Annotated in this window: 18 protein-coding genes; 10 read left to right on the forward strand and 8 right to left on the reverse strand. The window is 62.3% G+C overall.

Translation table 11 applies throughout. From position 1 onward, the window contains the following. Positions 1-456 precede the first annotated feature (456 nt). Positions 457-1,809 carry a tetratricopeptide repeat protein gene (locus JV201_RS10960; protein WP_219406889.1) on the reverse strand — a complete coding sequence of 451 codons (1,353 nt, stop codon included), beginning with the start codon at positions 1,807-1,809 and terminating at the stop codon, positions 457-459. Between the two features lie 339 nt (positions 1,810-2,148). On the opposite strand from JV201_RS10960, the gene JV201_RS10965 reads away from it, so the two are divergent. The 5 genes from JV201_RS10965 (at position 2,149) to JV201_RS10985 (ending at position 8,276) form a co-directional block, all read left to right on the forward strand. After that, on the forward strand, positions 2,149-3,732 hold the full coding sequence (locus tag JV201_RS10965) for an ABC transporter substrate-binding protein (RefSeq protein WP_008431399.1): 1,584 nt from the start codon (positions 2,149-2,151) through the stop codon (positions 3,730-3,732). Further along, entirely contained in the window at positions 3,729-4,706 is a 978-nt protein-coding gene (locus tag JV201_RS10970) for an ABC transporter permease (RefSeq protein WP_087693384.1), read from the forward strand. Before JV201_RS10965 ends, JV201_RS10970 begins: the two co-directional genes overlap by 4 nt. Further along, a complete protein-coding gene (locus JV201_RS10975) occupies positions 4,706-5,533 on the forward strand; it encodes an ABC transporter permease (protein WP_003210288.1) in 828 nt (275 codons plus the stop codon). The genes JV201_RS10970 and JV201_RS10975 overlap by 1 nt, the downstream gene beginning before the upstream one ends. Next, the gene (locus JV201_RS10980; RefSeq protein WP_219406890.1) at positions 5,530-7,110 is read left to right on the forward strand and encodes an ABC transporter ATP-binding protein; all 1,581 of its coding nucleotides are present in this window, start codon (positions 5,530-5,532) and stop codon (positions 7,108-7,110) included. The genes JV201_RS10975 and JV201_RS10980 overlap by 4 nt, the downstream gene beginning before the upstream one ends. Before the next feature lie 305 nt (positions 7,111-7,415). After that, positions 7,416-8,276 (forward strand): alpha/beta fold hydrolase, encoded by an 861-nt coding sequence (locus tag JV201_RS10985; protein WP_003210284.1) that lies wholly within the window; start codon positions 7,416-7,418, stop codon positions 8,274-8,276. On the opposite strand, the gene JV201_RS10990 is transcribed toward JV201_RS10985, so the two are convergent. The 5 genes from JV201_RS10990 to JV201_RS11010 all read right to left on the reverse strand — a co-directional run bounded on the left by JV201_RS10990 (position 8,243) and on the right by JV201_RS11010 (position 14,147). Beyond that, entirely contained in the window at positions 8,243-8,965 is a 723-nt protein-coding gene (locus tag JV201_RS10990; protein WP_003210282.1) for a L,D-transpeptidase, read from the reverse strand. The genes JV201_RS10985 and JV201_RS10990 overlap by 34 nt on opposite strands. 83 nt (positions 8,966-9,048) lie before the next feature. Further along, positions 9,049-9,810, reverse strand: a complete 762-nt coding sequence (locus tag JV201_RS10995; protein ID WP_219406891.1) for a M15 family metallopeptidase — start codon at positions 9,808-9,810, stop codon at positions 9,049-9,051. 67 nt (positions 9,811-9,877) lie between these two features. Continuing rightward, entirely contained in the window at positions 9,878-11,398 is a 1,521-nt protein-coding gene (locus JV201_RS11000; protein WP_219406892.1) for a glycosyltransferase family 39 protein, read from the reverse strand. A gap of 60 nt (positions 11,399-11,458) precedes the next feature. Further along, a complete protein-coding gene (gene arnT, locus JV201_RS11005) occupies positions 11,459-13,114 on the reverse strand; it encodes a lipid IV(A) 4-amino-4-deoxy-L-arabinosyltransferase (protein ID WP_219406893.1) in 1,656 nt (551 codons plus the stop codon). A 349-nt stretch (positions 13,115-13,463) separates the two neighbouring features. Continuing rightward, complete coding sequence (locus tag JV201_RS11010) at positions 13,464-14,147, reverse strand: histidine phosphatase family protein (RefSeq protein WP_003210274.1); 684 nt, start codon at positions 14,145-14,147, stop codon at positions 13,464-13,466. Between the two features lie 346 nt (positions 14,148-14,493). On the opposite strand from JV201_RS11010, the gene JV201_RS11015 reads away from it, so the two are divergent. The 5 genes from JV201_RS11015 to JV201_RS11035 all read left to right on the forward strand — a co-directional run bounded on the left by JV201_RS11015 (position 14,494) and on the right by JV201_RS11035 (position 20,184). Continuing rightward, positions 14,494-15,162 (forward strand): ABC transporter ATP-binding protein, encoded by a 669-nt coding sequence (locus JV201_RS11015; protein WP_219406894.1) that lies wholly within the window; start codon positions 14,494-14,496, stop codon positions 15,160-15,162. 1 nt (position 15,163) lies between these two features. Next, the gene (locus tag JV201_RS11020; RefSeq protein ID WP_219406895.1) at positions 15,164-17,638 is read left to right on the forward strand and encodes an FtsX-like permease family protein; all 2,475 of its coding nucleotides are present in this window, start codon (positions 15,164-15,166) and stop codon (positions 17,636-17,638) included. Continuing rightward, positions 17,628-18,692: a lipocalin-like domain-containing protein gene (locus JV201_RS11025; RefSeq protein WP_102606242.1), complete on the forward strand. Its 1,065-nt coding sequence runs from the start codon at positions 17,628-17,630 to the stop codon at positions 18,690-18,692. Before JV201_RS11020 ends, JV201_RS11025 begins: the two co-directional genes overlap by 11 nt. A 143-nt stretch (positions 18,693-18,835) precedes the next feature. Further along, positions 18,836-19,819 (forward strand): hypothetical protein, encoded by a 984-nt coding sequence (locus JV201_RS11030; RefSeq protein WP_219406896.1) that lies wholly within the window; start codon positions 18,836-18,838, stop codon positions 19,817-19,819. A gap of 2 nt (positions 19,820-19,821) precedes the next feature. Further along, positions 19,822-20,184 (forward strand): hypothetical protein, encoded by a 363-nt coding sequence (locus JV201_RS11035; RefSeq protein ID WP_134326226.1) that lies wholly within the window; start codon positions 19,822-19,824, stop codon positions 20,182-20,184. Positions 20,185-20,202: 18 nt separating this feature from the next. Here the strand turns inward: JV201_RS11035 and JV201_RS11040 are convergent, their stop codons facing one another. Further along, positions 20,203-21,300 carry an SMP-30/gluconolactonase/LRE family protein gene (locus JV201_RS11040; protein ID WP_219406897.1) on the reverse strand — a complete coding sequence of 366 codons (1,098 nt, stop codon included), beginning with the start codon at positions 21,298-21,300 and terminating at the stop codon, positions 20,203-20,205. Next, complete coding sequence (locus tag JV201_RS11045) at positions 21,297-21,974, reverse strand: sterol desaturase family protein (RefSeq protein ID WP_219406898.1); 678 nt, start codon at positions 21,972-21,974, stop codon at positions 21,297-21,299. Before JV201_RS11045 ends, JV201_RS11040 begins: the two co-directional genes overlap by 4 nt. Positions 21,975-22,100: the final 126 nt, after the last annotated feature.

A 22,100-nucleotide genomic window follows, 5' to 3' on the forward strand; every position in this document is an offset into this window, starting at 1 on the left:
CGACGGGCCATCCATGGCCCGGCGCGGCTAAACCGGCGTCCTGCCGGTTTACCCGCTGCGCAATACCTGCGTTCGGCCTCGGGCTTATTGGGGCAGTCAGAGCAAGATCAAAAGCAAGAGCACAGCGGCCTCCCGGCCGGCTTGAGTGTTAAAAGCAAAGAACAGAGCGAAAGCAGAGCTGCTTTTCTGTGGGAGCGGGCTTGCTCGCGAAAAACCTGAGAGCGCCGCGTTCATCCAGAATGCCCGCGTCATCGTTAACGACCTTCGCGAGCAAGCCCGCTCCCACATTTGGACCGTGCCCGCTTTAGCTTTTGATTTACAACACTCAAGCCGGCCGGGAGGCCGCTGTGCTGTTGATCTGCTTTTGATCTTGATCTTAGGCGCCCCGTTAAACCACGCTGGCCGAAGCGAGGTGCCGAGTGGTGGGGCAAAAGCGGAACCAATACAAGCCATCACCTAAATAACGGATATCCCCCCAATCCGCGCCCGCGCCCGCAGCGCCTCCCCAGGCAACCCCAAAGCCTCATACACCACCACCAAAGCTCGGTTCGTCGGCACATCCAGCCCGTCATATCGCCGGCGCAATTCCAGCGTCTGCTGCGCCCCAAGCCAATCCCCAATCCGCAACCGTGCGTCCAGCTCCACCTGCGCAAACAAATCCCGCTGCGCATGACTCCCGCCAATCTCATTCAGCCGCGGCAACGCTATCCCCAGCTGTTCCAACGCCCGCCGGGCATCCCCCCGGGCRTGCGCCAACAACCCCTCAGCCAACGGCAACGTCACTTCCCGCCAAACCGGCCGCGCTTCCACACTGTGCCTGCGCAAAGCCGCCAACAACTGATCCGCCTCAGGCTTGCCCGCCCGGGCCAACCCATACAAATACTGCACACTCAAAAACGGCTGCACCGCATCCCCAACCCGACGCTGCAGGTAGGGCGCCAACGCCTGCCACCGCTCACCCACATCAATCCCGGCCAGCTCCAGCCGCGCCAGCAATGACACCGCGCCCACCTGATCCTGGGAGTACTCCGGCAAGATCCCCCACACATGCCGGTCATAAATCTCCAGCACCCGCTGATCCTCCCCGCGCCCCAGATAAAACAACGCGAGATGCCACCAGTTATGGGTGTACATGAACGAGTTAAGCCCGTCCCAGTGCTGCTTCACGCCCTCCAGAAACCCGATGCCTTCCTCGATACGCCCCTGGGTCAGCATCACATGGGCCAATGCGTGATGGGCCCATGGCTCGGACGCCTGCAACCGCAACGCCTCAAGCGCACTGGCCTCGGCTTCCTCCAGCAAATGACACTGCTCATACGCAAACGCCAGTAGCCCGTGACTGTGGGCGATATCCGGCGCGCCGGCGGTGGCTTTCAAACCGATCCGCAGCAGCGCCGGCCAGTTGCCCCGGTTGAATTCCAGGTACTGGTTGAGCTTGGCCGCAAGCAGGTCCCGCGGATAAAGATCCAGCAGATGCTCGCTGAGGCGCAGCACTTCATCCAGCTCGTCGTTGATCCAGGCTTGCAGCACTTGCAGATACACGAGCGCCCGGGGATGCCGGGAATTCACCGCCGCCGCCCGCTGACGGTACTTCTCGGCCAGCACAGGGCCCTCGGGCGACTCGATAAACATCAGCAGCAGGCCGGCAAATCCGTTGGCCAATGCTGAGTCGGGGTCGGCATCGGCGACCGCGAGGATGCCCTCGGCACGGGGCTGATAGCCGAGAAAACCGCCGACGAAATCATCCAGGCCCTGACGGGTGGCGGGGTTGCGGGTGTCGATGGGGTTGCCCAGGTAATCCAGTGACATGCGCTTCAAACTCATGGGTTCAGATAGCGGTTAGAAGGGCAAACCTTGTGCCAGTGATGGGGCCCTCAAACTTCAAACCTTACCGTAGCAGCTGCCGAGCCTTGGCGAGGCTGCGTTGGCGGCATACCTGACACACCGCAGCCGCAGCCTCGCCAAGGCCCGGCAGCTGCTACGCACAACCATTCCTCAAGAGGGCGGGCTGTTGCTTTTTCCACACTCGTCCCGGCCACTGTGGTTTTTTCATCACTGCCAAGGCCTGTGATGCCCGCAAACGCGGCCCGTCGCCCCATGGCACAGCCCTTGCTAAATCCCTGACAAAACCTTAGTCAAGGAGTCTCCATGCGCCCTTTATCTTTTCGCCGTGTCCTTTCATACCTGGGACTTGGCGCCGTGCTGCTGGCCGGCACCGCTCAGGCGCAACCCCATGACGGCGGGGTGCTGAACCTGGTGGCCCAACCCGAACCGCCGTCGCTGATGCACGGCGTGGTCAGCCACGTGTCCACCCAGTACGTCAGCGGCAAGATCCTCCAGGGCCTGCTGACCTTCGACACCGACCTGAAACCCAAACCGGTATTGGCCAAGGCCTGGACCGTTTCCCCCGATGGCCTGACCTACACCTTCGATTTGCAGGACAACGTGCGCTGGCATGACGGCCACGCGTTCACCGCCGATGACGTGGTGTTCAGCTTCCAGACCTTCTACCCCGAAGTGGACAAGCGCCTGGGCGGGGTCTTCACCGAGTACGTCGACAGCATCACCGCGAAGGGCCCGCTGCAGGTGGTGTTCCAGCTCAAGAAACCCTTCGCGCCGTTGCTCTCGGCCCTGGGCAGCGGGCTGCGGCCTGTGGTGCCCAAGCACCTCTACGAGAACACTGACTTTCGCAACAACCCGTATAACCTCAAGCCTGTCGGCACCGGCCCGTTTGTGTTTGTGGAGTGGAAACGCGGCGCCTATATCAAGCTGGCAAAGAACCCCGACTACTGGAAAAAGGGCCTGCCACACCTGGATGCGATCATCTTCCACGTGATCCCGGACGGCTCGTCCCGCGCTGCGGCGTTCGAGCGCAACGACGTGCAGGTGCTGCGCAGCGGTGATGCCGACTATTCCGACCTCAAGCGCCTGACCGCCTTGCCGGACGTGCAGTCGTCGGAAAAAGGCTGGGAGCTGTATTCCGGCCTGGCCTTCCTGCAGATCAATACGCGCAAGCCGCCGCTGAACAACCCCAAGGTGCGCCAGGCGATCCTGTATGCGCTGAACCGCCAGTTCATCGTCGACAACATCTTCTTCGGTTCGGGCAAAGTTGCCCCCGGCCAGTTCGTGTCCACCTCGCCGTACCACGACCCGCAATTGCCGCAGTACACCTATGACGTGAAAAAAGCCAAGGCGCTGATTGCCGAGTCCGGCGTGGACGTGGGCGCCGTGCGGATTCGCCTGCTCAACGGCGAGAAGGGCGGTGCCTGGGAGCGCCTGGCCGAATACACCAAGCAAGCCCTGCAGCCGCTGGGCTTCAAGGTACAAGTGGTGACGTCCGACGCCGCCACCTGGTTCCAGCGCGTCAGCGACTGGGACTTCGACCTGACCTACAACTTCATCTTCCAGATCGGCGACCCGTACCTGACCAACGCCTACCTGTACCGCTCCGACTACATCCTCAAGACTTCGCCATTTGCCAACGTCAGCGGCTACAACAGCCCCGAGGCCGATGCCCTGTGGACCCAGGTCGCCAACACCCCGGAAGGCCCGGAACGCACCAGGCTCTATAGCCAGTTGGAAAACGTGCTGAACACCGACCTGCCGATCGCGCCGATCTTCGAAATGCGCTACCCGACACTGTTCCACAAAGAGGTGAAGAACCTGCTGCAAACCGCCACCAGCCTTAACGAAGACTACGAAAGCGTCTACCTCGACGCGCCTGCACCATGAACGGGTTGCTGTATTTCAGCGGTCGCCTGCTCAAGGCACTGTTGATGATTGTGGCGGTGCTGGTGCTGGGCTTTTTACTGATCCGCCTGGCGCCGGGTGACCCGGCGCTGCTGTTGGCCGGCGAGGCGGGGGTGGATGATGTGCAGTTCATCGAACACCTGCGCCAGACCATGGGCCTGGACAAGCCGTTGCTCACGCAGTTGCTGATCTACCTGGGCAATATCGCCCATCTGGACCTGGGTTATTCCTACCGCAACCAGACCTCGGTGTGGTCGCTGATTGCCGAGCGCTTGCCGGCAACACTGGCCCTGATGGGCTCGGCATTTTTGCTCTCGTCGGTGCTTGGCGTCACCCTGGGGACGTTGGCCGCCCGGGCCCGACAGAAGCGCCACTGGCTGGATGGCGTGATCTCCCACGGCGCTTTGCTGCTGTATGCGATGCCGCCATTCTGGCTGGCAATGCTGCTGATCCTGTTGTTCTCCGTCAGCCTCGATTGGTTGCCGGCGTTTGGCATGGAAACGGTGGCACAGGACTTTTCCCTGCTCGACCGGCTCAAGCACCTGCTGCTGCCGTGCGTGTCGTTGAGCGTGCTGTTCCTCGCCTTGTATATCCACCTGACCCGCGCCGCCGTGCTCGACGCCCTTGGCCAGGAATACGTGCGCACCGCCCACGCCAAGGGCCTGCACCCGCGGCGGATTTTGTACGTGCATGTGTTGCGCAATGCGCTGTTGCCGGTGGTGACCTTTGCCGGTTTGCAACTGGGCCAGTTGGCCAGCGGCGCGTTGCTGGTGGAGGTGGTGTATTCCTGGCCGGGGATTGGTCGCTTGATGTACGACTCGCTGGCCCAGCGTGACTACGGCGTGTTGATGGGCGGTTTCCTGGTGATCTCGATTCTGGTGGTGGGCTTTAACGTGTTGACCGATGTGATCTGTCGTTTTCTCGACCCGCGTATCGGTGCAGGAGTGCAAGGCTGATGCTGGTTTTCCGACGTTTTGTGCGCCAGCCTGCGGCGTTGATCGGTGCGCTGTTTTTGCTGCTGCTGACGCTGTTGGCGATCGCCGCCCCCTGGCTGACCAGCAGCTCGCCATGGGAGATGAACAGCCAGCCGATGCTCGCGCCATTCCACGACCCGGCCCATTGGCTGGGCAGTGACCTGCTCGGTCGCGACCTCGCCAGTGGCCTGCTGTACGGCGCGCGGGTGTCCCTGGCCGTGGGGGCGCTGGCCAGCCTGGCGACCCTGGTGGTGGGCCTGCTGGTCGGCGCGGTCGCCGGCTATTTCGGTGGCTGGCTCGATGGTGTGCTGATGCGCATTGCCGAGTTCTTCCAGATCATTCCGCAACTGGTACTGGCGGTGATCCTGGTGGCGATCCTTGAGCCGTCCCTGTTCTCCATCGTGCTGGCCATCGCACTCGTAGCGTGGCCGGCGGTGGCGCGGTTGGTGCGCAGTGAGTTCCTGACCCTGCGCCAGCGCGAATTCGTGCAGGCCGCGCGGGTGCTGGGGCAGTCGCCGCTGGGGATCATCGCCCAGCAGATCCTGCCCAACGCCCTGGCGCCGCTGCTGGTGACCATGACCTTTGTCATGGCCACGGCGATCCTCACCGAAGCGGCCTTGGCGTTTCTCGGCTTGAGCGACCCGGAAGCCATGAGCTGGGGCTACATGATCAATGCCTCCCGTGGCTTGCTGCGGGACGCCTGGTGGATGAGCTTTCTGCCGGGGTTGGCGATTGTGCTGTGCGTGCTGGCGGTCAATCGAGTCGGCGAAGGTTTGCGTGTGGCCTTTGAGCCCGGGAGGTCGCTATGACGTTGTTGAGTGTTGAACATTTGCGTATCGCCTTGCCGGCCGGTGCGGATCGCAGCCATGCGCTGTATGACCTGTCGCTGCAACTGAGCAGTGGCGAATGCTTGTGTGTGGTGGGTGAATCCGGTTCCGGCAAGTCAATGCTGGCCAAGGCTTTGCTGCGCCAGTTGCCGGACCCGCTGAAGGTGGAAAGCGGGCGCCTGGTGTTTCGCGACGAAGACCTGGCCGACCGCAGCGAAGAGGCCATGCGCCAACTGCGCGGGCGGGATATCAGCATGGTATTCCAGGAGCCCATGAGCGCCCTCAACCCACTGTTGCGGGTGGGCCAACAGATCGATGAAACCCTGCGCGCCCATGGCGTGGCGGCGGCACGGGTGCGGCGTCAGCGGGTGGTGGATTTGCTCGGTTATGTCGGCTTGCCTGACCCTGAGCGCTTGCGTCTGGCGTATCCGTTTGAACTGTCTGGCGGGCAGCGTCAGCGGGTGGTGATCGCCATGGCCCTGGCGTTTGATCCGGCGCTGTTGATTGCCGATGAGCCGACCTCGGCGCTGGACGTGACCACCCAGGCGCAGATTCTCGACCTGCTGCGCAAGATCCAGCAGGACAAGGGCATGGCACTGTTGTTTATCACCCACGACTTTGCCGTGGTCGAGGCGATTGCCGACCGGGTGCTGGTGCTTGAGAAGGGCCGGGTGGTGGAGCAGGGCACGGCCCCGGCGGTGTTGCGTGTGCCCCGGGAAGATTACACCCGGCAGTTGTTGGCGGCGGTGTCGGCGCAACCGCTGGTGCCACGTACGCAGGTGGCTGGCCCTGTGGTGCTGAAGGCCGAAGCGCTGGGCAAGGTGTTCAGCAGCCGCAGCGGTTGGTGGGGGCGGCGTACGACTCAGGCGTTGGATGCGGTTCAGCTGCAATTGCGTGAAGGCGAGACGTTGGGGATTGTGGGGGAGTCGGGGTCGGGCAAGTCGACCCTGGGTCGGTGCCTTGTGCGTTTGCTGCGTGCTGACAGCGGGCGGATCGAGTGGTTAGGGCGGGAGGTCGCGGGGTTGTCTGAAGGGCGGCTGCGAGCGTTGCGCAGTGATGTGCAGATGATTTTCCAGGATCCGTTTGCGTCGCTCAATCCGCGGCAGACGGTGGGGCAGATTGTTATGACTGGGCCTTTGGTGCAGGGGGGTTCCAAGGCGGATGCCGAGCGGCGGGCCCGTGAGTTGCTGGGGTTGGTGGGGTTGCCGGCAGCGGCGTTTGAGCGGTTTCCTCATGAGTTTTCCGGGGGGCAACGGCAGCGCATAGGGATCGCCCGGGCGTTGGCGGTGGAGCCTAAGGTGCTGATCGCTGATGAGTGTGTGTCGGCGCTTGATGCGCTGATCCAGGTGCAGATTCTGGAGTTGCTGGAGTCGCTGCAGCGGCGGTTCAGGTTGAGCATTGTGTTTATTACTCATGACTTGCGGGTGGCTGCGCGGTTGTGTGACCGGATTGCGGTGATGCGTCAGGGGAGGGTGGTGGAGCAGGGGGAGACGGCGGCGCTGTTTGCTGATGCGCGGCATCCGTATACGCGGGAGTTGTTGATGGCTGAGGCCATCTGACTTGGGTTGTTGGGGTTGGGGGCATATCCGTTATTCAGGTAACGGCCACCTATGGTTTCGCTCTTACAGCGAGTCACGATGCAAAAGCGGCAAAGGCGACCTGAGTGTTAGAGCAAAAGCAGAGCCGCTTTATGTGGGAGCGGGCTTGCTCGCGAAGAACCTGAGAGCGCCGCGTTGAATCAGGATGTTCGCGTTATCGTTAACGACCTTCGCGAGCAAGCCCGCTCCCACATTTGGATCGTGTCCGCCTTTGATTTTGCTGTTGCTTCACCACACTCAACCCTTTCACTTATTGAGAAACCTCCATGCCGACCTCTTTCACCGAACTGCCAGTGATCCAGGGCCAACCACTGGAAATCCGCCCCAACCGTCACCTGAGCATCACCCATCACGCGGGCACCACCCAACCCGACACGGTAGTGTTCTTCTGCCACGGCGCCGGCGGCAACAAGGACCAGTGGCGCCACCAATGGCAATCCCTGAAAACCCAAGGCTACAGTCTGGTCGCCTGGGACCTGCTCGGCCACGGCGCCAGCGCAAAACCCCGCAACCCCGAGGCCTACGCCTGGCCCGAACTGGTCGCCGACTACCTGGAAATCCTCAGGCGCTACGGCGGCTCCCGCAACCTCATCGTCGCCCACTCCTTCGGCACTGGCCTGACCCTGAGCGCCTTGCTGGCCAAACCCGCGATCCCCATCGAAGCCGTATTGCTGCTGGGCACCCGACTCCACAGCATCAGCCGGAGCGGCGGCCTGATGCGTCTACCCGCATGGCTCCTGGAATGGCTGCGCCCACTGCTGGCCAAAGGTTTCCGCCAGGCCGCATGGAACGCCAAGGCCGACCCCGCACTGGTCGCCTACGAAGAAAAACTCACCGAGCGCAACCCGCTGTACATGTTCAAGGCCCTGATGAAAAACGTCCAATGGCCAGACGCCAATGCACTGCTCACCCTGACCCTGCCTGTGAGTGTGCTGGCCGGCGACACCGACGGCCTGACCCCGGCCAGCGGCGGCGAAGCACTCGCCCGGCATTTGCCCAATGCCGAGTATCAGTTGCTGCCCGAATGCGGCCACCAACTCATGCTTGAAAAACCCGGCGAGGTATTGGCCGCATTTCAACGCCTGTTGTCAGCTCAGCGGGACGGCAGTTTCCAGCGCTCACGGTAGAGGTCGTACTGCGCGGCGGGCAGTTGCACCAGCAGCGGGTTTTCTCGCGGGTCCAGCCAGGCAAACAACGCCTGGATATTCACCGGGTCCATCGCCGTGCAGCCCAATGTTCCCGAACTGACGCTGCGCCAGATATGCAGGAAAATACACGAGCCGCCGTTGGCCAAAGCCGGTGTGTTGTGCTCGACAAAAATCCCCTGGCGGTACAGCTGGTCCTTGCGCAGCATCCGCTCGGAACTGGTCCAGTCCTTGTTCACCGCCGAGCTGTCCACCAGGGTGTTGTAATGGCTGGACTGGCTGTCATCCACGCATTCGCGGGTGGCGGTACTGGCCGCGTAAGGCAAGCGGGTGTCAGCGGTGGGGGCGTAGCCGAAGGCACCGCCGAGTTTGAAGATGCCGGCCGGGGCCTTGCCATCGCCTTCATGCTTGAGGGGCTGCTGGTCGGGGGTGGGCGTCGTAAGGCCGGTGCCCCACGCCATGCCGTTTTTACCGACCACGATGGCAAAGGGTTCGCCGACTTTCTGAAAGCCTTGCCCGTGCCGCTCATAGCGTTGTGCGGTGCCCTGGAGGGCGTTCCAGCCCGGGGTGGTGACCACGATCAGTTGCCGGCTGGTCTCGGGGATTTGCGCGAGTGCCACGTTTGAAAGCAGCGTCAGCAGCGCCGCGCAGGTTTTGATGAGCGTGTTCAACGTCGTTCAGTCCTTGAAAAGAGGGAAACCTCAAACGCTAGTTTTTGCCCCGGGCTTTATCAAGCTGAAGCTGTGTTGTGATGTTACCGCAGCGGTTCGATAGGGAAGTCCATCGGCTCGGCCCGCACCGGGTTTCGGCTATAGGTGAAGTGCCACCATTCGCCGGCATAACCGGTAAAGCCTTCCTTGGCCATCGCAGCGCTCAACCGTTGGCGATTCTGGCGTGCCACCTGGCTGATGTGGGAGCTGTTGGTGTGGGCCATTTCGTCGAAGCAATCAAAACCGGTGCCCATGTCCAGGCCGCCATCGGGCAGGCGTCGACCGTAACCGGCGGCGCAATCCACCGCCGCGGTGTCGGCGTTCCAGGCCTGGGCTGGCAGTGCATCGGGGCCGGTCAGGGTCACGTCCACTGCCGCCCCCCGGGAGTGGTTGGAAACCTTGGCCACGTAGCCCAGGCGCCAGAAGTCCTGCTTGTTCACCCGGGGGTAGAACTCGGCCTTGGCCGGATCCCCCGGCAGGCTGGCGAAGCGGCCCATGTTCGCCACGGCACGGCTGGGACGATAGCAGTCGAAGACCTTCAGGCCGTAACCCTGCCTGGCCAACTCGGCCTGGACCCGTACCAGTGCCTTTGCCGCGTCGGCAGACAGCACGCATTCGGCTGCGTTGTAGCCGTCCAGCGGCGCTCCGGTGAAGTTGTGGGGGCTGGCGTAGCGAATGTCCTGGGCGATGCTCGGGTCGAGGCTGCGCAGGTAAACCATGTTGGCCGGCATCGGCGTGTCTGCCGCTACCTGCGTGGCGAGCACGATCAGGCTCAGGGCGGCAAGGGAAAGGGAAGAGTAGGGCATGGCGGGCCGGGCTCGGACGGTGGCTTAAGCGCGCCACACTAGCAATGCCCGCCCCATGCCGCCAGTGCTACGGCGCGGCGTTGGGCACAAATGCCACGCTGCCACCGTCACGCTTGTGGAACAACCGTTCACCATTGTCCGGCTGGGTAGTGATGACCTGATGATCGTTGCCCAGGTAGGCCAGCGGCGTCGAGTCATCCTTGGTGGACTGCGCGACAATAATTGTGCGCTTGGGATCAAAGGTGCGGCCGCTGGTTTTTTCCAGCCAGGCCATGAACGCCGCACTGTCGCCCTGGCGCGGGAAGTCCTGGGTTTCGGCGACGTAGTAGAACGGCGTCCCGTGATTTTGCAGGTACATCGGTACCTTGTTGTCGACTTCCACCATCACGATCTGCCACGCGTTCCATGGCGCGCTTTTCACTGCTTGCGCTTGAACGTCCTCGGCGAAACGGGTCACGCCGCCATTGCCATTGGTCCACGGATACACCACCCCGAGTACCAGCAGCATCACCCCGGCAGCGATGCCGAACCCACGGTACCAACCCCGGCCGACCGTGCCTTTGCGGGCGATACGCTCACTGACCCACCACGCCGCCAGCAACTGCGCGAACGGCACCAGCGGCAGCACGTAGTAACTGCGCCGGCTGCCACTGGCGGTGAAGAACACAAACAGCAGGCCCAGCCCCCACACCAGCCAGCGGGTGTTGGGCGGGGTGTCGCGCCAATGCCGCACGGCGAGCCACAGGCCCAGCACCCAGCACGGCGCCCAGGGCAAGGTGTAGGCCGGCAGGTAGATCAGGTAGGTGTAGATCGGCCCCATATGGTCGAACGGGTCGAAGAAGCGCACCACGTTTTCCCGGAACACCAGTTCCAGGCCGCTTTCACCGTAGGTCGGTGCGCCGTAGAGGTGGGACAGCACAAACGGAATCGCATAGAACGCCCCGGCAATGATCACGGCCAGCACCAGCCGCAGGTTGAGGTGGCGTTTGTAGCGCTGTTCGCTGAGCAAGTGCGGCAACAGCACCAGGCCCGGCAGTACAAAGCCGATCAAACCCTTGAACAGTGATGTCGCCGCCAGTAACAGGAAGAACACCGTGTAGCGCCCCAGCCGCGTATCGTCCGGCCCGCGCCAATACCACCAGACGGCGGCGAGCACGCCGCATACGGTCAGCACGTCCGCCGTGGCCACCCGGGCCCAGAAGAGGAAGTAGAAGGTGGTCGCGAGCATCCAGCCGGCAATCAGGCCGGTGCCTTTGCGGAACAGTTGCTCGCCGATCAGGTACACCAGCCAGATGCTCAGCCACGCCGAGATCACCGATGACAAGCGCAACGACCACGGCCCCAGGCCGCCCATCAGGTTGGCAAACCCGGTGATCAGCCAATACGACGGCAAGGGTTTGTCGTAGTACGGGGTGCCCTTGAGGTACGGGTCGAAGTAGTCGCCGCTTTGCAGCATCTGCAGGGTGATGTTCGCCCAGCGGGTTTCCGGGCCCCACAGGTCGCGGGCGCCCAGGCCCAGCAGCAGGATCAGGGCCGACACGCCCAGGAGCAGCAGCAGGGCGCCGCGTTCGGTTTTCCAGAAGTTCATGGAGCGGTTCCGATGTGGGATGAGTGTTGAATGGGGTCACCCCACATTAGGGCGCCTGTGTTACGGCAATTGCGGGTAGATGATGATCTCCAGGTCACCCTTGTAATAACGCTTGCCCCCCAACGGCAGCTGGCCGGCTTCGCGCATTTCGCTGGTGCTCCTGACCCGCATCAGCACGCCCACCGGGCCTTGCTGGCGCGCCTGCTTGAGCCAGGCCTGAACGCTGTCGAGCTCCACCTTGCGGTGCATCGAGTCGGCGTATTGCAGGCCGTAGCGCAGTTCGCCTTCAGTGTTGTAAAGCGTCACTTCCGGCCGGCGCAGGCGCCATGCCAGGGCCGACGCCGATTCCAGTTCGTTGCTCAGCAGCGCTTGGGTCTGTTGGAGCTCGTCCAGGTGCTGGAGCACGAACTGGTCAGGCATCTGGTTATCTTCGACCACCGCCGGCATGCCGGCGGGCAACAGCGCCACCAGCAGGCCAATGCCCAAGGCCGGCATCGCCCACAGCGCCAGCGGGCGGGAGGCTTGCAGCAAGTTGGCGAGCATCCAGCCCATCAGCACGATGAACGTCAGGGACAGGTTGAACATCTCGCTGTGGCTGTTGCCGTACAACGGCCGGTCGATTTGCAGGTAGATCAGCGTCACCATCGCCGCGAGGCCGATGCCCAGGTTGAGCAGGCCATTGACGCGCAGCGTGCGGGTGCGGGCGTTGGCCAGTAGGTCAATCAACGCATGGCCCATCAGAAGTGCCAGCGGCAGCAGGCACGGCATGATGTAGGTCGGCAGCTTGCCGTTGCTCAGGCTGAAAAAGCCCAGGGGCAGCAGCAACCACAGCGCCAGGAAGACGATGGCCGGTTGGCGCTTTTCCTTCCAGGCCTTGCACAGTGTCGCCGGCAGCAGCGCCGCCCATGGCAGGCACGACACCACCATCAGCGGCAGGTAGAACCACCAGGGACGTGCATGCTGGGCATTGTCGGAGGCGAACCGGCGGATGTGCTCGTGCCAGAAGAAGAAACGCCAGTAGTCCGGTTCCTGCAGGTGGATCGTCAGCGCCCAGGGCAGGCACACCACGGCCGCCACCAGAATCGCCAGCGGCCCGTAGCGCAGCAGTTCCCCCAGGCGACGTTGCCAGAGCATGTAAGGCAGGGCGATCAACACCGGCAGCAACCACGCGAGGAAACCCTTGGTCATGAAACCCATGCCGCAGGCCACACCCAACAACGTCCAGCTGGCGAGGCGGGCACGGGGGGTGGAGCTGTCGAGGGCAAACCACAGCGCCGCCAGGCTCAGGTTGACCCAAAAGGTGAATTGCGGATCCAGGTTGGAATAACCGGCTTGCCCGGCCACCAGGCCGAAACTCATGTAGAGCAGCGCGCAGGCGAAGCTCTTGCGCGGGTCGTTCCATAGCCGGCGGGCGATCAGGTAGGCGAGCACGACGCTCAGGCCGGTGGTCAGGGCGGAAGCGATGCGCACGCCGAACAGGTTTTCACCGAACAACGCCTGGCCCAGTGCGATGAGCCAGTAGCCGGCGGCGGGTTTTTCGAAATAGCGCACGCCCATGAAGTGCGGTGCCACCCAGTTGCCGCTGATGAGCATTTCCTGGCTGATCTGGGCGTAGCGGGTTTCGTCAGGGATCCATAGGCCATGCAGGCCCAGTGGCAACAGATAGAACATCACGAATGCCAGTAGCAATACGGGCAATGGTTTAAGGCGGGTCATGGCTATTGCACTCTCAAGCGGTATTGACGGTGAATCAGCGCGAGCGCTGGATCAGCCATGCGCGAGGGGTGGAAGGTGGTCGTGGTCGGGTAGAAATGCGGCACAGAACGTTATTCCTTAAACAGTCTGTTAGTGGGGGGGCGAAACTGAATATCCCTGTGCCCCAGTCAAGCTCGTTAAACGTGTGGCGTCCAATAAGTCATCGAAGGTCATCGTCATGTTGTTAACTTGTGAAAAGTTAGTGAGCTAATAAATTTTTGACAAAAATTCAATTAAAACCATAGACGATGCCACGGTCTGGCTGTCTTTTTGCTGAACGAACTTGAATGATTAAATGTTAAGAAGTGTTCTAAAGTTGTTTAAGCACGGCGGCCCAGTCCTTACTGTTCAAAATACCCAGCGCCTTGAACTTGCCATCGGGCAGCAGCTTTACAAACAATGCACTGCCGTATTCAGCATGGGCAGCGTGTGAGTAGCCCAATGCCTCCTCGAAGTCGCTGATGCAGGCGCTGTGGGTGACCACCAGCAGGTTGCGGTCCGCGTGTTTATGCGGGCGCAGTTCCTCGCCGATGGCAGGGCCGCAGATGGCCAGGGGCCCGGGTGACAATTCGGCCTTGCCGAACATGAAAAGCGAGGTCTGCGCGGTGCGGGTGGTGGGGCTGCTCAGTACGTCGGTGTTTTCCATGCCCAGGGTCTGGAAGGCCTTGCCCACGGCACTGGCAGACAACGAGCCGAGCGTGGTCAGGCCGTCTGCCGGGCCCAGGCAAGGGTTGTTGGAGCGGTCACAGCGTTCCTCATGGCGGACCAGCACCACTAGGTCTCCGTTACGCCAGGCTTCCAGGGTTCCGGAGGTGAGCAGGCGGTGGCCCACGCCCAGGTCCAGCGGCGATCTTGGCCACCAGATGAACGCCGTTACTGCCAGGCTGATCATCACGATACCTGCCACGCCCAGCCACAGTTTGTTCAGCTGTTTTACAAATGCCCAGCGCGAGCGAGACTTGCTCAGGGTCAGGTCAACCACACTATTCACCATTGGTAACTTCCAGGCGTTAATCCGGTAACTGGCAGCGGCAAGTTAGGCAGGCGCCAAGTGAGTAGCGCTGATGCAGGAATATGCAAAAGCGTGTCACAGGGGCGCTGTCTTTTTGCTGAACATACCGATATAAAAAATTGTTCACTTGCACTAACGGGCGTTTGAAATAACCAGCCTGTTATCTGCCCATGGACGGCAATTTAAAGTGCAGCAGGTGGCGGCCGGGTGAAATCGATGTGAAAAATTTGCAGGGGGTCATGGGGCGCTCCTTTTGCCCAAGGTTGTGACATAAAAATGTGACAACCGTTATTCTCGGCCTCAGTCCAGAGGCAGGTGGGGAATGGTGATGCTGCAGGTACAAGGGGTGTTTAAAAGCTATGGCACGCCGCAGGGGCCACTGGCCGTGCTGGCGGGTGTCGACCTGTACCTGGGAGAGCGTAGCAGTCTTGCGCTGATGGGCGAGTCCGGGAGTGGAAAAAGTACCTTGCTCCACCTGGTGGCCGGGCTCGACCAGATCGACCGTGGCCGCATCCAGGTCGGCGATCAGCGCCTGGACCAGATGAGCGAAGCGCAGTTGGCCCACTGGCGGCGCACCGAGATCGGCCTGGTGTTCCAGCAGTTCAACCTGATCGGCAGCCTGCGGGTCGAAGACAACCTGGCTTTCCAGGCGCGCCTGGCCGGGCGCCTCGATCCGGCGTGGCAAGCGCAGCTTGTGGAGCGACTCGGCCTGGGTGACTTGCTCAGGCGTTACCCCGAACAACTGTCCGGCGGCCAGCAGCAACGAGTAGCGGTAGGGCGAGCCCTGGCATCGCGCCCCGGCTTGCTGCTGGCGGACGAACCAACCGGTAACCTCGACGAAGGCACCAGTGACGAAGTGCTGCAACTGCTGCTGGACCTGCTGCGGGACAGCCCGACCAGTTTGCTGATGGTCACCCACAGCCCGCGCATCGCGGCGCGCCTTGACCAGCAGGTGGTGTTGCATCGCGGCCAGGTACTCGCTGCGGACGCCCGCTGACATGCGGGTCTTCTATTGGACACTGCGCGCGCTGCTCAGCCATTGGCGTCGCCACCCTGTGCAATTCTTCAGTGTGCTCACTGGCCTGTGGCTGGCCACCGCGCTGTTGACCGGCGTGCAAGCCCTCAACAGCCAGGCGCGGGACAGCTACGCGCGGGCCAGCCAGCTGATCGGCGGCGAACCCCAGGCCAGCCTCAGTGCGCCGGACGGTGCCAGCTTCCCCCAGGCGCTGTTTGCCGACCTGCGCCGCGCCGGGTGGCCGGTGTCGCCGGTGGTGCAGGGCCGCGTGCAGCTCAAGGGCCATGAAGACCAGCGCCTGCAAGTGATGGGCATCGACCCGGTGTCGTTGCCCGGCGGTGGCGCGCTGGCCGGGCAGACCCTGGACCGGGCGCAGATGGTCGCGTTCTTCAACCCGCCGGGACGCACCTGGATCGCGCCGCAGACCTTGCAGTCTCTGGGCCTGAAAGAGGGCGACCAGCCGCTGACAGCTGCCGGGCTGGCGCTGCCGCCGCTGCATCTTCAAGCGGACATGGCCCCTGGCGTATTGCTGACCGATATCGGCTTCGCCCAACCGCTGCTGGACATGCCCCAACGCCTGTCGCGGTTGCTGCTGGACAAGGCCTTTGCCGCCGCGCATCCCGCCCTGCCGCCGGAACTGGGCGCGCAACTGCAGCTCAAGCAGGCCGAGGAAAACAACCTCGCGCGCCTCACTGAAAGCTTCCATCTGAACCTCGATGCGCTGGGCTTTCTGTCCTTTGTGGTGGGCCTGTTTATCGTGCATGCCGCCATCGGCCTGGCGCTGGAGCAGCGGCGCGGCCTGCTGCGAACCTTGCGGGCGTGCGGGGTCAGTGCGCGGATGCTGATCCTCAGCCTGGCGGTGGAACTCGGTGGCCTGGCCGTGCTGGGTGGCCTGGCGGGCGTGGCCAGCGGGTACTTGCTGGCCAGCCTGTTGCTGCCGGATGTAGCCGCCAGCTTGCGCGGCCTGTATGGCGCCGAGTTGCCCGGCCAACTGAGCCTCAGCCCGCTGTGGTGGCTCAGTGGCCTGGGCCTGGGTTTGCTCGGCGCGTTGCTCGCCGGGGCCAGCAGCCTGTGGCGGGCGGCGCGTTTGCCGCTGCTGGCGCTGGCCAATGCCCAGGCCTGGCACCAGGCCCATGGGCGCTGGCTGCGACGCCAGGGCTGGGTGGCGGGTTCGGCCTTACTGGTTGCGCTGTTGGCGCTGGTATTTGGCGACAGCCTGGCCAGTGGTTTTGTATTGATGGCGGCCTTGTTGCTGGGCGCTGCGCTGGGCTTGCCGGTGGTGCTCAATGGCGTGCTCAAGGCGGTATTGGGGCGCAGCCGTTCGGTGCTGGGGCAATGGTTTCTCGCCGATTGCCGCCAGCAGTTGCCGGCCCTGAGCCTGGCGCTGATGGCCTTGCTGCTGGCGTTGGCCGCCAATATCGGCGCGGGCTCGATGACCTCGGGCTTTCGCCAGACCTTCAACAACTGGCTGGAACAACGCCTGACGGCCGAGTTGTACCTCAACCCGCAAAACCCGGCCCAGGCCGAGGCGCTGCAAACCTGGCTGGTGCAGCAGCCCCTGGTGCAGACAGTGCTGCCGACCTGGCAGGTTGCGGTGCAGTTGCAGGGGTGGCCGGCTGACCTGTTCGGCGTGGTCGACGACCCTACTTATCGCCAGCATTGGCCGTTGCTGGAAGCGGCGACGGACCCATGGGGCCAGTTGCTGCAGGACGACAGCCTGATGCTCAGTGAGCAAATGGCACGCCGGCTCAAGGTGCGGCTGGGCGATGTGGTCAGCATCCCCACGCCCCAAGGTCCATGGTCGCCGAAGGTCGTGGGGATTTATGCCGACTACGGTAACCCCAAGGGCCACTTGCTGGTGAATTCGCGGCACCTGTTGCAGCACTGGCCGGGATTGTCGCCGGCGCGTTTCAACCTGCGGGTTTTGCCGGGCAACGTGCCGCCGCTGGTGCGTGCAGTACAGGAACGGTTTGCCCTCGAAGACAGCCGCATCGTCGACCAGCAGCAGCTCAAGGGCTGGTCGAGCCAGGTATTCGAACGAACTTTTGCCGCCACCGCCGCCCTTAACAGCCTGACCCTGGGCGTCGCCGGCGTGGCGTTGTTTATCAGCCTGCTGACCCAGAGCCAAAGCCGCCTCGGCCAGTTGGCGCCGTTGTGGGCGCTGGGCGTGACGCGCCGCCAATTGATGCTGCTCAACCTCGGCCAGACCTGGTTGCTGGCGGTGCTGACCCTGGTGCTGGCGTTGCCGCTGGGCTTGCTGCTGGCGTGGTGCCTGGACGTGGTGATCAACGTCCAGGCCTTCGGCTGGCGCCTGCCGTTGCAGGTGTTCCCGGGGCAACTGGCGCAACTGCTGGGCCTGGCGATGCTGGCCACCTTGCTGGCTTCGGCCTGGCCGTTGTGGCAGCTGTACCGCAGTCGCCCGGCGGATTTGCTGAGGACCTTTGCCAATGAAGATTAAGTGCCTGCTATGGGCGACGTTCCTGCTGCTGGGCGCCTGCGACAAACCACCTGCACCTGAAGAAAGCTTCGCCGGACTGGGCAGCCAGGCCGCGGACTTTGCCCAGGTGGTGCCCGGCAAGGTCTTCAGCTTTCCCCAGGATCATGGCCCCCATGACGGCTATCGCATCGAATGGTGGTACCTCACCGCCAACCTCAAGGATGCCGAGGGCAATGCCTACGGCGTGCAATGGACGCTGTTTCGCAACGCACTCAAGGCCGGCCCGACACAACCGGGCTGGCACGACTCGACGATCTGGCTCGGCCACGCCGCCGTCACCTCGGCCACCCGCCATTACGCCAGCGAACGCTACGCCCGCGGCGGCGTGGGGCAGGCAGGGGCCCAGGCGGTGCCGTTCAATGCCTGGATCGATGACTGGAATTTCGCCACCCGCCCCGGTGCAGCCAGCCCCCTGGCGGACATGCAACTCAAGGCTGCAGGCGAGCATTTCAACTACGACCTGCACCTGACCTCCAGCCGCCCATTGGTGCTCCAGGGCGACAACGGCTACAGCCGCAAGTCCGACCAGGGCCAGGCGTCGTACTACTACAGCCAGCCGTTTTTCCAGGCAGATGGCCGCGTGACCATCGATGGAAAATCTTATCAAGTCACCGGCAACGCCTGGCTCGATCGCGAATGGAGCAGCCAGCCCCTGACCGCCAGCCAGACTGGCTGGGACTGGTTCTCCCTGCACCTGGACAGCGGCGAGCAGTTGATGCTGTTTCGGGTGCGGCAGAAAGACGGGCCGTCGTACCTGACGGGTACCTGGATCGACAAAGAAGGCCACACACAGACCCTGCACAACCAGGATATTCAACTGACGCCGCTGGGCACGACCGCGATCGATGGGCGCAGCATTCCCACCCAGTGGTCATTGAAGATCCCGGGCAAACATCTGGATATCACCACGGAAGCGGTCAACCCAAAAGCCTGGATGAACCTGAGCATTCCTTACTGGGAAGGGCCGGTGAAATTTCAGGGTGGGGTGGGGTATCTGGAGATGACGGGGTATTGAGTCCGACGATTTTTTGTAGGCCTTGATTACCTGCCAGGTAGGTGATTTCCCAAATGTAATTTCAGCTGTTCCAACCTTGTGTCCGGGCCGTGTTCGCCTGCCTATATTCCTGCGCCATATCCATTACATCAGGGATGTAAGTGATGGCGCAGGGATACATCAATGACCGCACCACGGACTACCTCAGTTTGAAATCCCGGTTACTGACCGGGGCCAGTGGGCAACTTTCCGATCAATTCGACGCGTTGAACCTGCATTTGCGCCAGACAAGCCTGGTGACGCCGGGGCAGATGGTGATTATTCCTGATTACCATGGGGTGGCATGCACTGCCGATGATGCGTGGTTGATGCGCCATGCCCAGGAGATTCAGCGCAACTTGGAGTTGGACGCATCAGCGGGGACAGCGGTGATCAATAATTATGACTTGCTGCAAAGCTTTCTCGGGTACAGCTCTGTGGGCGTCGGCAGTGCGACGTCGGCGTGGGGACGACATTTGGACGAGGTCCAACACACGTTGGAGGAGATTGAACGGCTGCATCAGCAATTGAAGAACGGTGGGGTGAACAAGGCGCTTTTTATCCTGCAGCGGCAGATGTTGTTCCGGCGTTTGGATACACAGTTGCGAGGCGCGGCGCGATTTGGCACGAGCCTGAAAACCAATAAATCGCTGAAAAAAGTGCTGGGTATTTCCACCAAGAGTTATCTGCACAAGAGTGAAATCGTGGGCTATACGCAGCGGATTCGCAGCATTGTCGAGACGTCGAGGTTTTTGGGCAAGGGGACGTATGTGGGGTTGGCGTTGGATGTGGGGGTTGCGGGGTTGGAGGTCAAGGAAGCGTGCATGAAGGGGCGGGAGGCACAGTGCAGTCGGGCGAAGTATGTGCAGGGTGGGAAGTTGGTGGGTGGGGTAGGCGGGGCCGCTATTGGAGGGACTCTGGGGGCTGCGCTCGGGAGACGTTTATGCGGGATAGTCATGGGGGTTGCGGTGAAAGGGCAGGGTGCGCTGGTCTGCGGGATCATCGGCGGTGCTGCCGGAGGTTATGCCGCCGGGAGTACGTTTGGGCGTGCCGGTGAATGGGGTGGAGAAATGATGGGTGACCTGATGTATCAGCCTGATGGGGCTTGATCATGTCTTATTATGATTTTTTCACTGTCACGTTGCTTTTATGGATGCTTATCAACTTGGGACTGTTGCTCTTCGTCGCGTACAGAAAACTCGATGAGTTGGAAAGCTATTTCACCGAAAACGAGGCCGTTCAACGCACCAAGCGTTTTTGGCGCAGGAATCTGCCGATCGACAAAACCATGCGAATGGTTGTGATCGTCGAGCTGCTGTCCATGCCAAAACGCCATGTAAAAAAGGGCGAGGCGACTGAGGCAGAGTTGACGTCCGTCCCCGTGGCTCTGAGGCGATGGGCAGTATGGCCCTATTACGGCGGATTGGTTTTGATGGTCCTGGCAATTATTTGGGAGGTCTGGTCCAAGCCATAGCCGAGGGGCTTTTTTTCGTTATTGCGCCAATGCCACCTTGAGTGGCAAGCGCGCTATACCGGTGTTTTTAAGCGAACCCAGATACAACCAGTCACCGTACTCACGTGCCGTGGTGACGGGCGAGTAGTTACCGCTGCTGCCATCCTGCAGGTTTGCGATGACCTTGCCGTTCACGTCCAGGCCGAGCACAAAGGCCTTACGCTCGATGGGCTTGGGCACCACCATCAGTGCCCGTACCATGATCTTGCGCATCAGCGGGTAGCCGGCAAAACCGTCGAGCAGCGGGTTGCGCGGTGAATACAAGGCAACCCAGAACCGGTCCTTGCCGTTGAAGCTGAGGTTGTCCGGCAGGCCCGGCAGGTTGTCGATAAACAGGTCGTGGACGCCGGCCTTGTCGCCCTTGAGCCAGTAGCGGCTGATGCGATAGGCGCCGGTTTCGTTGACCAGCACATAGTCTTCGTTCGGCCCCAGGGCCACGCCATTGGCGAATTGCAACTGGCCCAGCAATACCTCGGTGTGGCCGGTGCTGAAGTCATACCGCAGCAAACGGCCGTCACCGCCGTGCTCGATCACCGCCTCGCCGTCTTCCCCATAACCCCAGCGGCTTGATGCATCGCTGAAGTACGCATAACGCCCGGCGGCGTCGACGGTGACGTCATCGACAAAGCCAAACGGCAGGCCGGCGGCGCTGGTGGCCAGGGTGGTGAGATTGTGCTGGGTGTCGAGGGCGAGCAGGCCCTTGATCCCATCGGCAATGATCAACCGCCCGTCCGGATGCAGGGCCAGGCCCAGGGGGCGACCCTGGGTGTTGGTCAGCTCTTCGAGAACGTGGCTTTCGGGGGCCGTGCGGATGATGCGCCCGTCATGCAGGCCGGTGATGAGGAACCCTTTGCCATCCAGCAACAAGGCTTCGGGCCCGGCGATGTCCTGGGCGCCGGTTCTTTTCACGTCCTTGAGGCGCTGGTTTTCGGCGTAGGGCCCGTCCTTCAGGGATGGCGCCTTGGGCGGCGACCAGTTGACCGGTTGCACTTTGGTGGGCATCAGCAGCAGGAAGGCGACGATGGCGGTCAGGATCAGCAGGACCAGACGACCAACGTTGCTTGGACGGGTACTCATGACGATTCCTGGTGATCAGTGGTGGGCGGTTCCCAATGCAGGGTGCCGAACAGGTAGTCCATCAGCGGCAGGACGATGTTGAAGTTGCGTCCCTGCATCAGTTCGCGCCGGTGATGCAGGGCGTGCAGGTGGTGCATCTGGCGGATCCACGGCAGGCGGGCCACGGGGTGGTCGGGGGGCAGGTGTTCGCAGGCGTGGAAAAACTCGTAGAGCAGGTAACCGAGGATCATGCAGCCGGCGAACAGGCCGGCGATGTTGGGGTTGAGGTGTTTGAGCAGCCACCAGGCGGGGAGGGTGATGACCAGGCTGTGGACCAGGATGAGCCAGGCGGGGAACAGGATGACACGCCAGTCTCGAGGGCTGTCGTAGGTCATGTGGGCGGGGGTGAAGAAGCTGTGGTGGTCGCCGGTGTGGCGGGCGTAGAACAGGCGGGCGAAGGTGTGTTTGTGATGGCCCAGGTGACGGTGGACGAGATAGATACACAGATTGAAGAAAATCAGGGTGAGGGGGATGGCCAGCCATTCCAATAGCTGGATTTGCCGGGTGGTGGACCAGAACAGGCTGATGCAGAGCAGGCCGTAGCCGAAAACGAAACCAGCGTGGAGCCACGGGTTGTAGCAGGGGTGGATGCTGGCGCGGTAGGTGGAGCGGAAAGCCTCGGTGGGGTGAGTCATTGGGAGCGCTCGGTGTCGTTTTTGTTGGGGATGAGCGTAGTCGGGATTGGCGCATCTATCTTGCCGCCATAAAATACTGTACATGCATACAGTTATGTCCTACATTCCGTCCCAGGTGACCGGATG

Origin of the sequence: Pseudomonas sp. Colony2, from assembly GCF_019382755.1 — a bacterium.
GTDB lineage: Bacteria > Pseudomonadota > Gammaproteobacteria > Pseudomonadales > Pseudomonadaceae > Aquipseudomonas.

What these genes read in the sequence shown, in the direction of transcription:
- JV201_RS10975 (WP_003210288.1), top strand. Translation starts at nt 4,706, where the DNA reads ATGCTGGTTTTCCGACGTTTTGTGCGCCAGCCTGCGGCGTTGATCGGT.
- JV201_RS11000 (WP_219406892.1), bottom strand. Translation starts at nt 11,398, where the DNA reads ATGAACTTCTGGAAAACCGAACGCGGCGCCCTGCTGCTGCTCCTGGGC.
- JV201_RS11015 (WP_219406894.1), top strand. Translation starts at nt 14,494, where the DNA reads ATGCTGCAGGTACAAGGGGTGTTTAAAAGCTATGGCACGCCGCAGGGG.
- JV201_RS11020 (WP_219406895.1), top strand. Translation starts at nt 15,164, where the DNA reads ATGCGGGTCTTCTATTGGACACTGCGCGCGCTGCTCAGCCATTGGCGT.
- JV201_RS10965 (WP_008431399.1), top strand. Translation starts at nt 2,149, where the DNA reads ATGCGCCCTTTATCTTTTCGCCGTGTCCTTTCATACCTGGGACTTGGC.
- JV201_RS11010 (WP_003210274.1), bottom strand. Translation starts at nt 14,147, where the DNA reads ATGGTGAATAGTGTGGTTGACCTGACCCTGAGCAAGTCTCGCTCGCGC.
- JV201_RS11030 (WP_219406896.1), top strand. Translation starts at nt 18,836, where the DNA reads ATGGCGCAGGGATACATCAATGACCGCACCACGGACTACCTCAGTTTG.
- JV201_RS10995 (WP_219406891.1), bottom strand. Translation starts at nt 9,810, where the DNA reads ATGCCCTACTCTTCCCTTTCCCTTGCCGCCCTGAGCCTGATCGTGCTC.
- JV201_RS11025 (WP_102606242.1), top strand. Translation starts at nt 17,628, where the DNA reads ATGAAGATTAAGTGCCTGCTATGGGCGACGTTCCTGCTGCTGGGCGCC.
- JV201_RS11040 (WP_219406897.1), bottom strand. Translation starts at nt 21,300, where the DNA reads ATGAGTACCCGTCCAAGCAACGTTGGTCGTCTGGTCCTGCTGATCCTG.
- JV201_RS10980 (WP_219406890.1), top strand. Translation starts at nt 5,530, where the DNA reads ATGACGTTGTTGAGTGTTGAACATTTGCGTATCGCCTTGCCGGCCGGT.
- arnT (WP_219406893.1), bottom strand. Translation starts at nt 13,114, where the DNA reads ATGACCCGCCTTAAACCATTGCCCGTATTGCTACTGGCATTCGTGATG.
- JV201_RS11035 (WP_134326226.1), top strand. Translation starts at nt 19,822, where the DNA reads ATGTCTTATTATGATTTTTTCACTGTCACGTTGCTTTTATGGATGCTT.
- JV201_RS10985 (WP_003210284.1), top strand. Translation starts at nt 7,416, where the DNA reads ATGCCGACCTCTTTCACCGAACTGCCAGTGATCCAGGGCCAACCACTG.
- JV201_RS10970 (WP_087693384.1), top strand. Translation starts at nt 3,729, where the DNA reads ATGAACGGGTTGCTGTATTTCAGCGGTCGCCTGCTCAAGGCACTGTTG.
- JV201_RS11045 (WP_219406898.1), bottom strand. Translation starts at nt 21,974, where the DNA reads ATGACTCACCCCACCGAGGCTTTCCGCTCCACCTACCGCGCCAGCATC.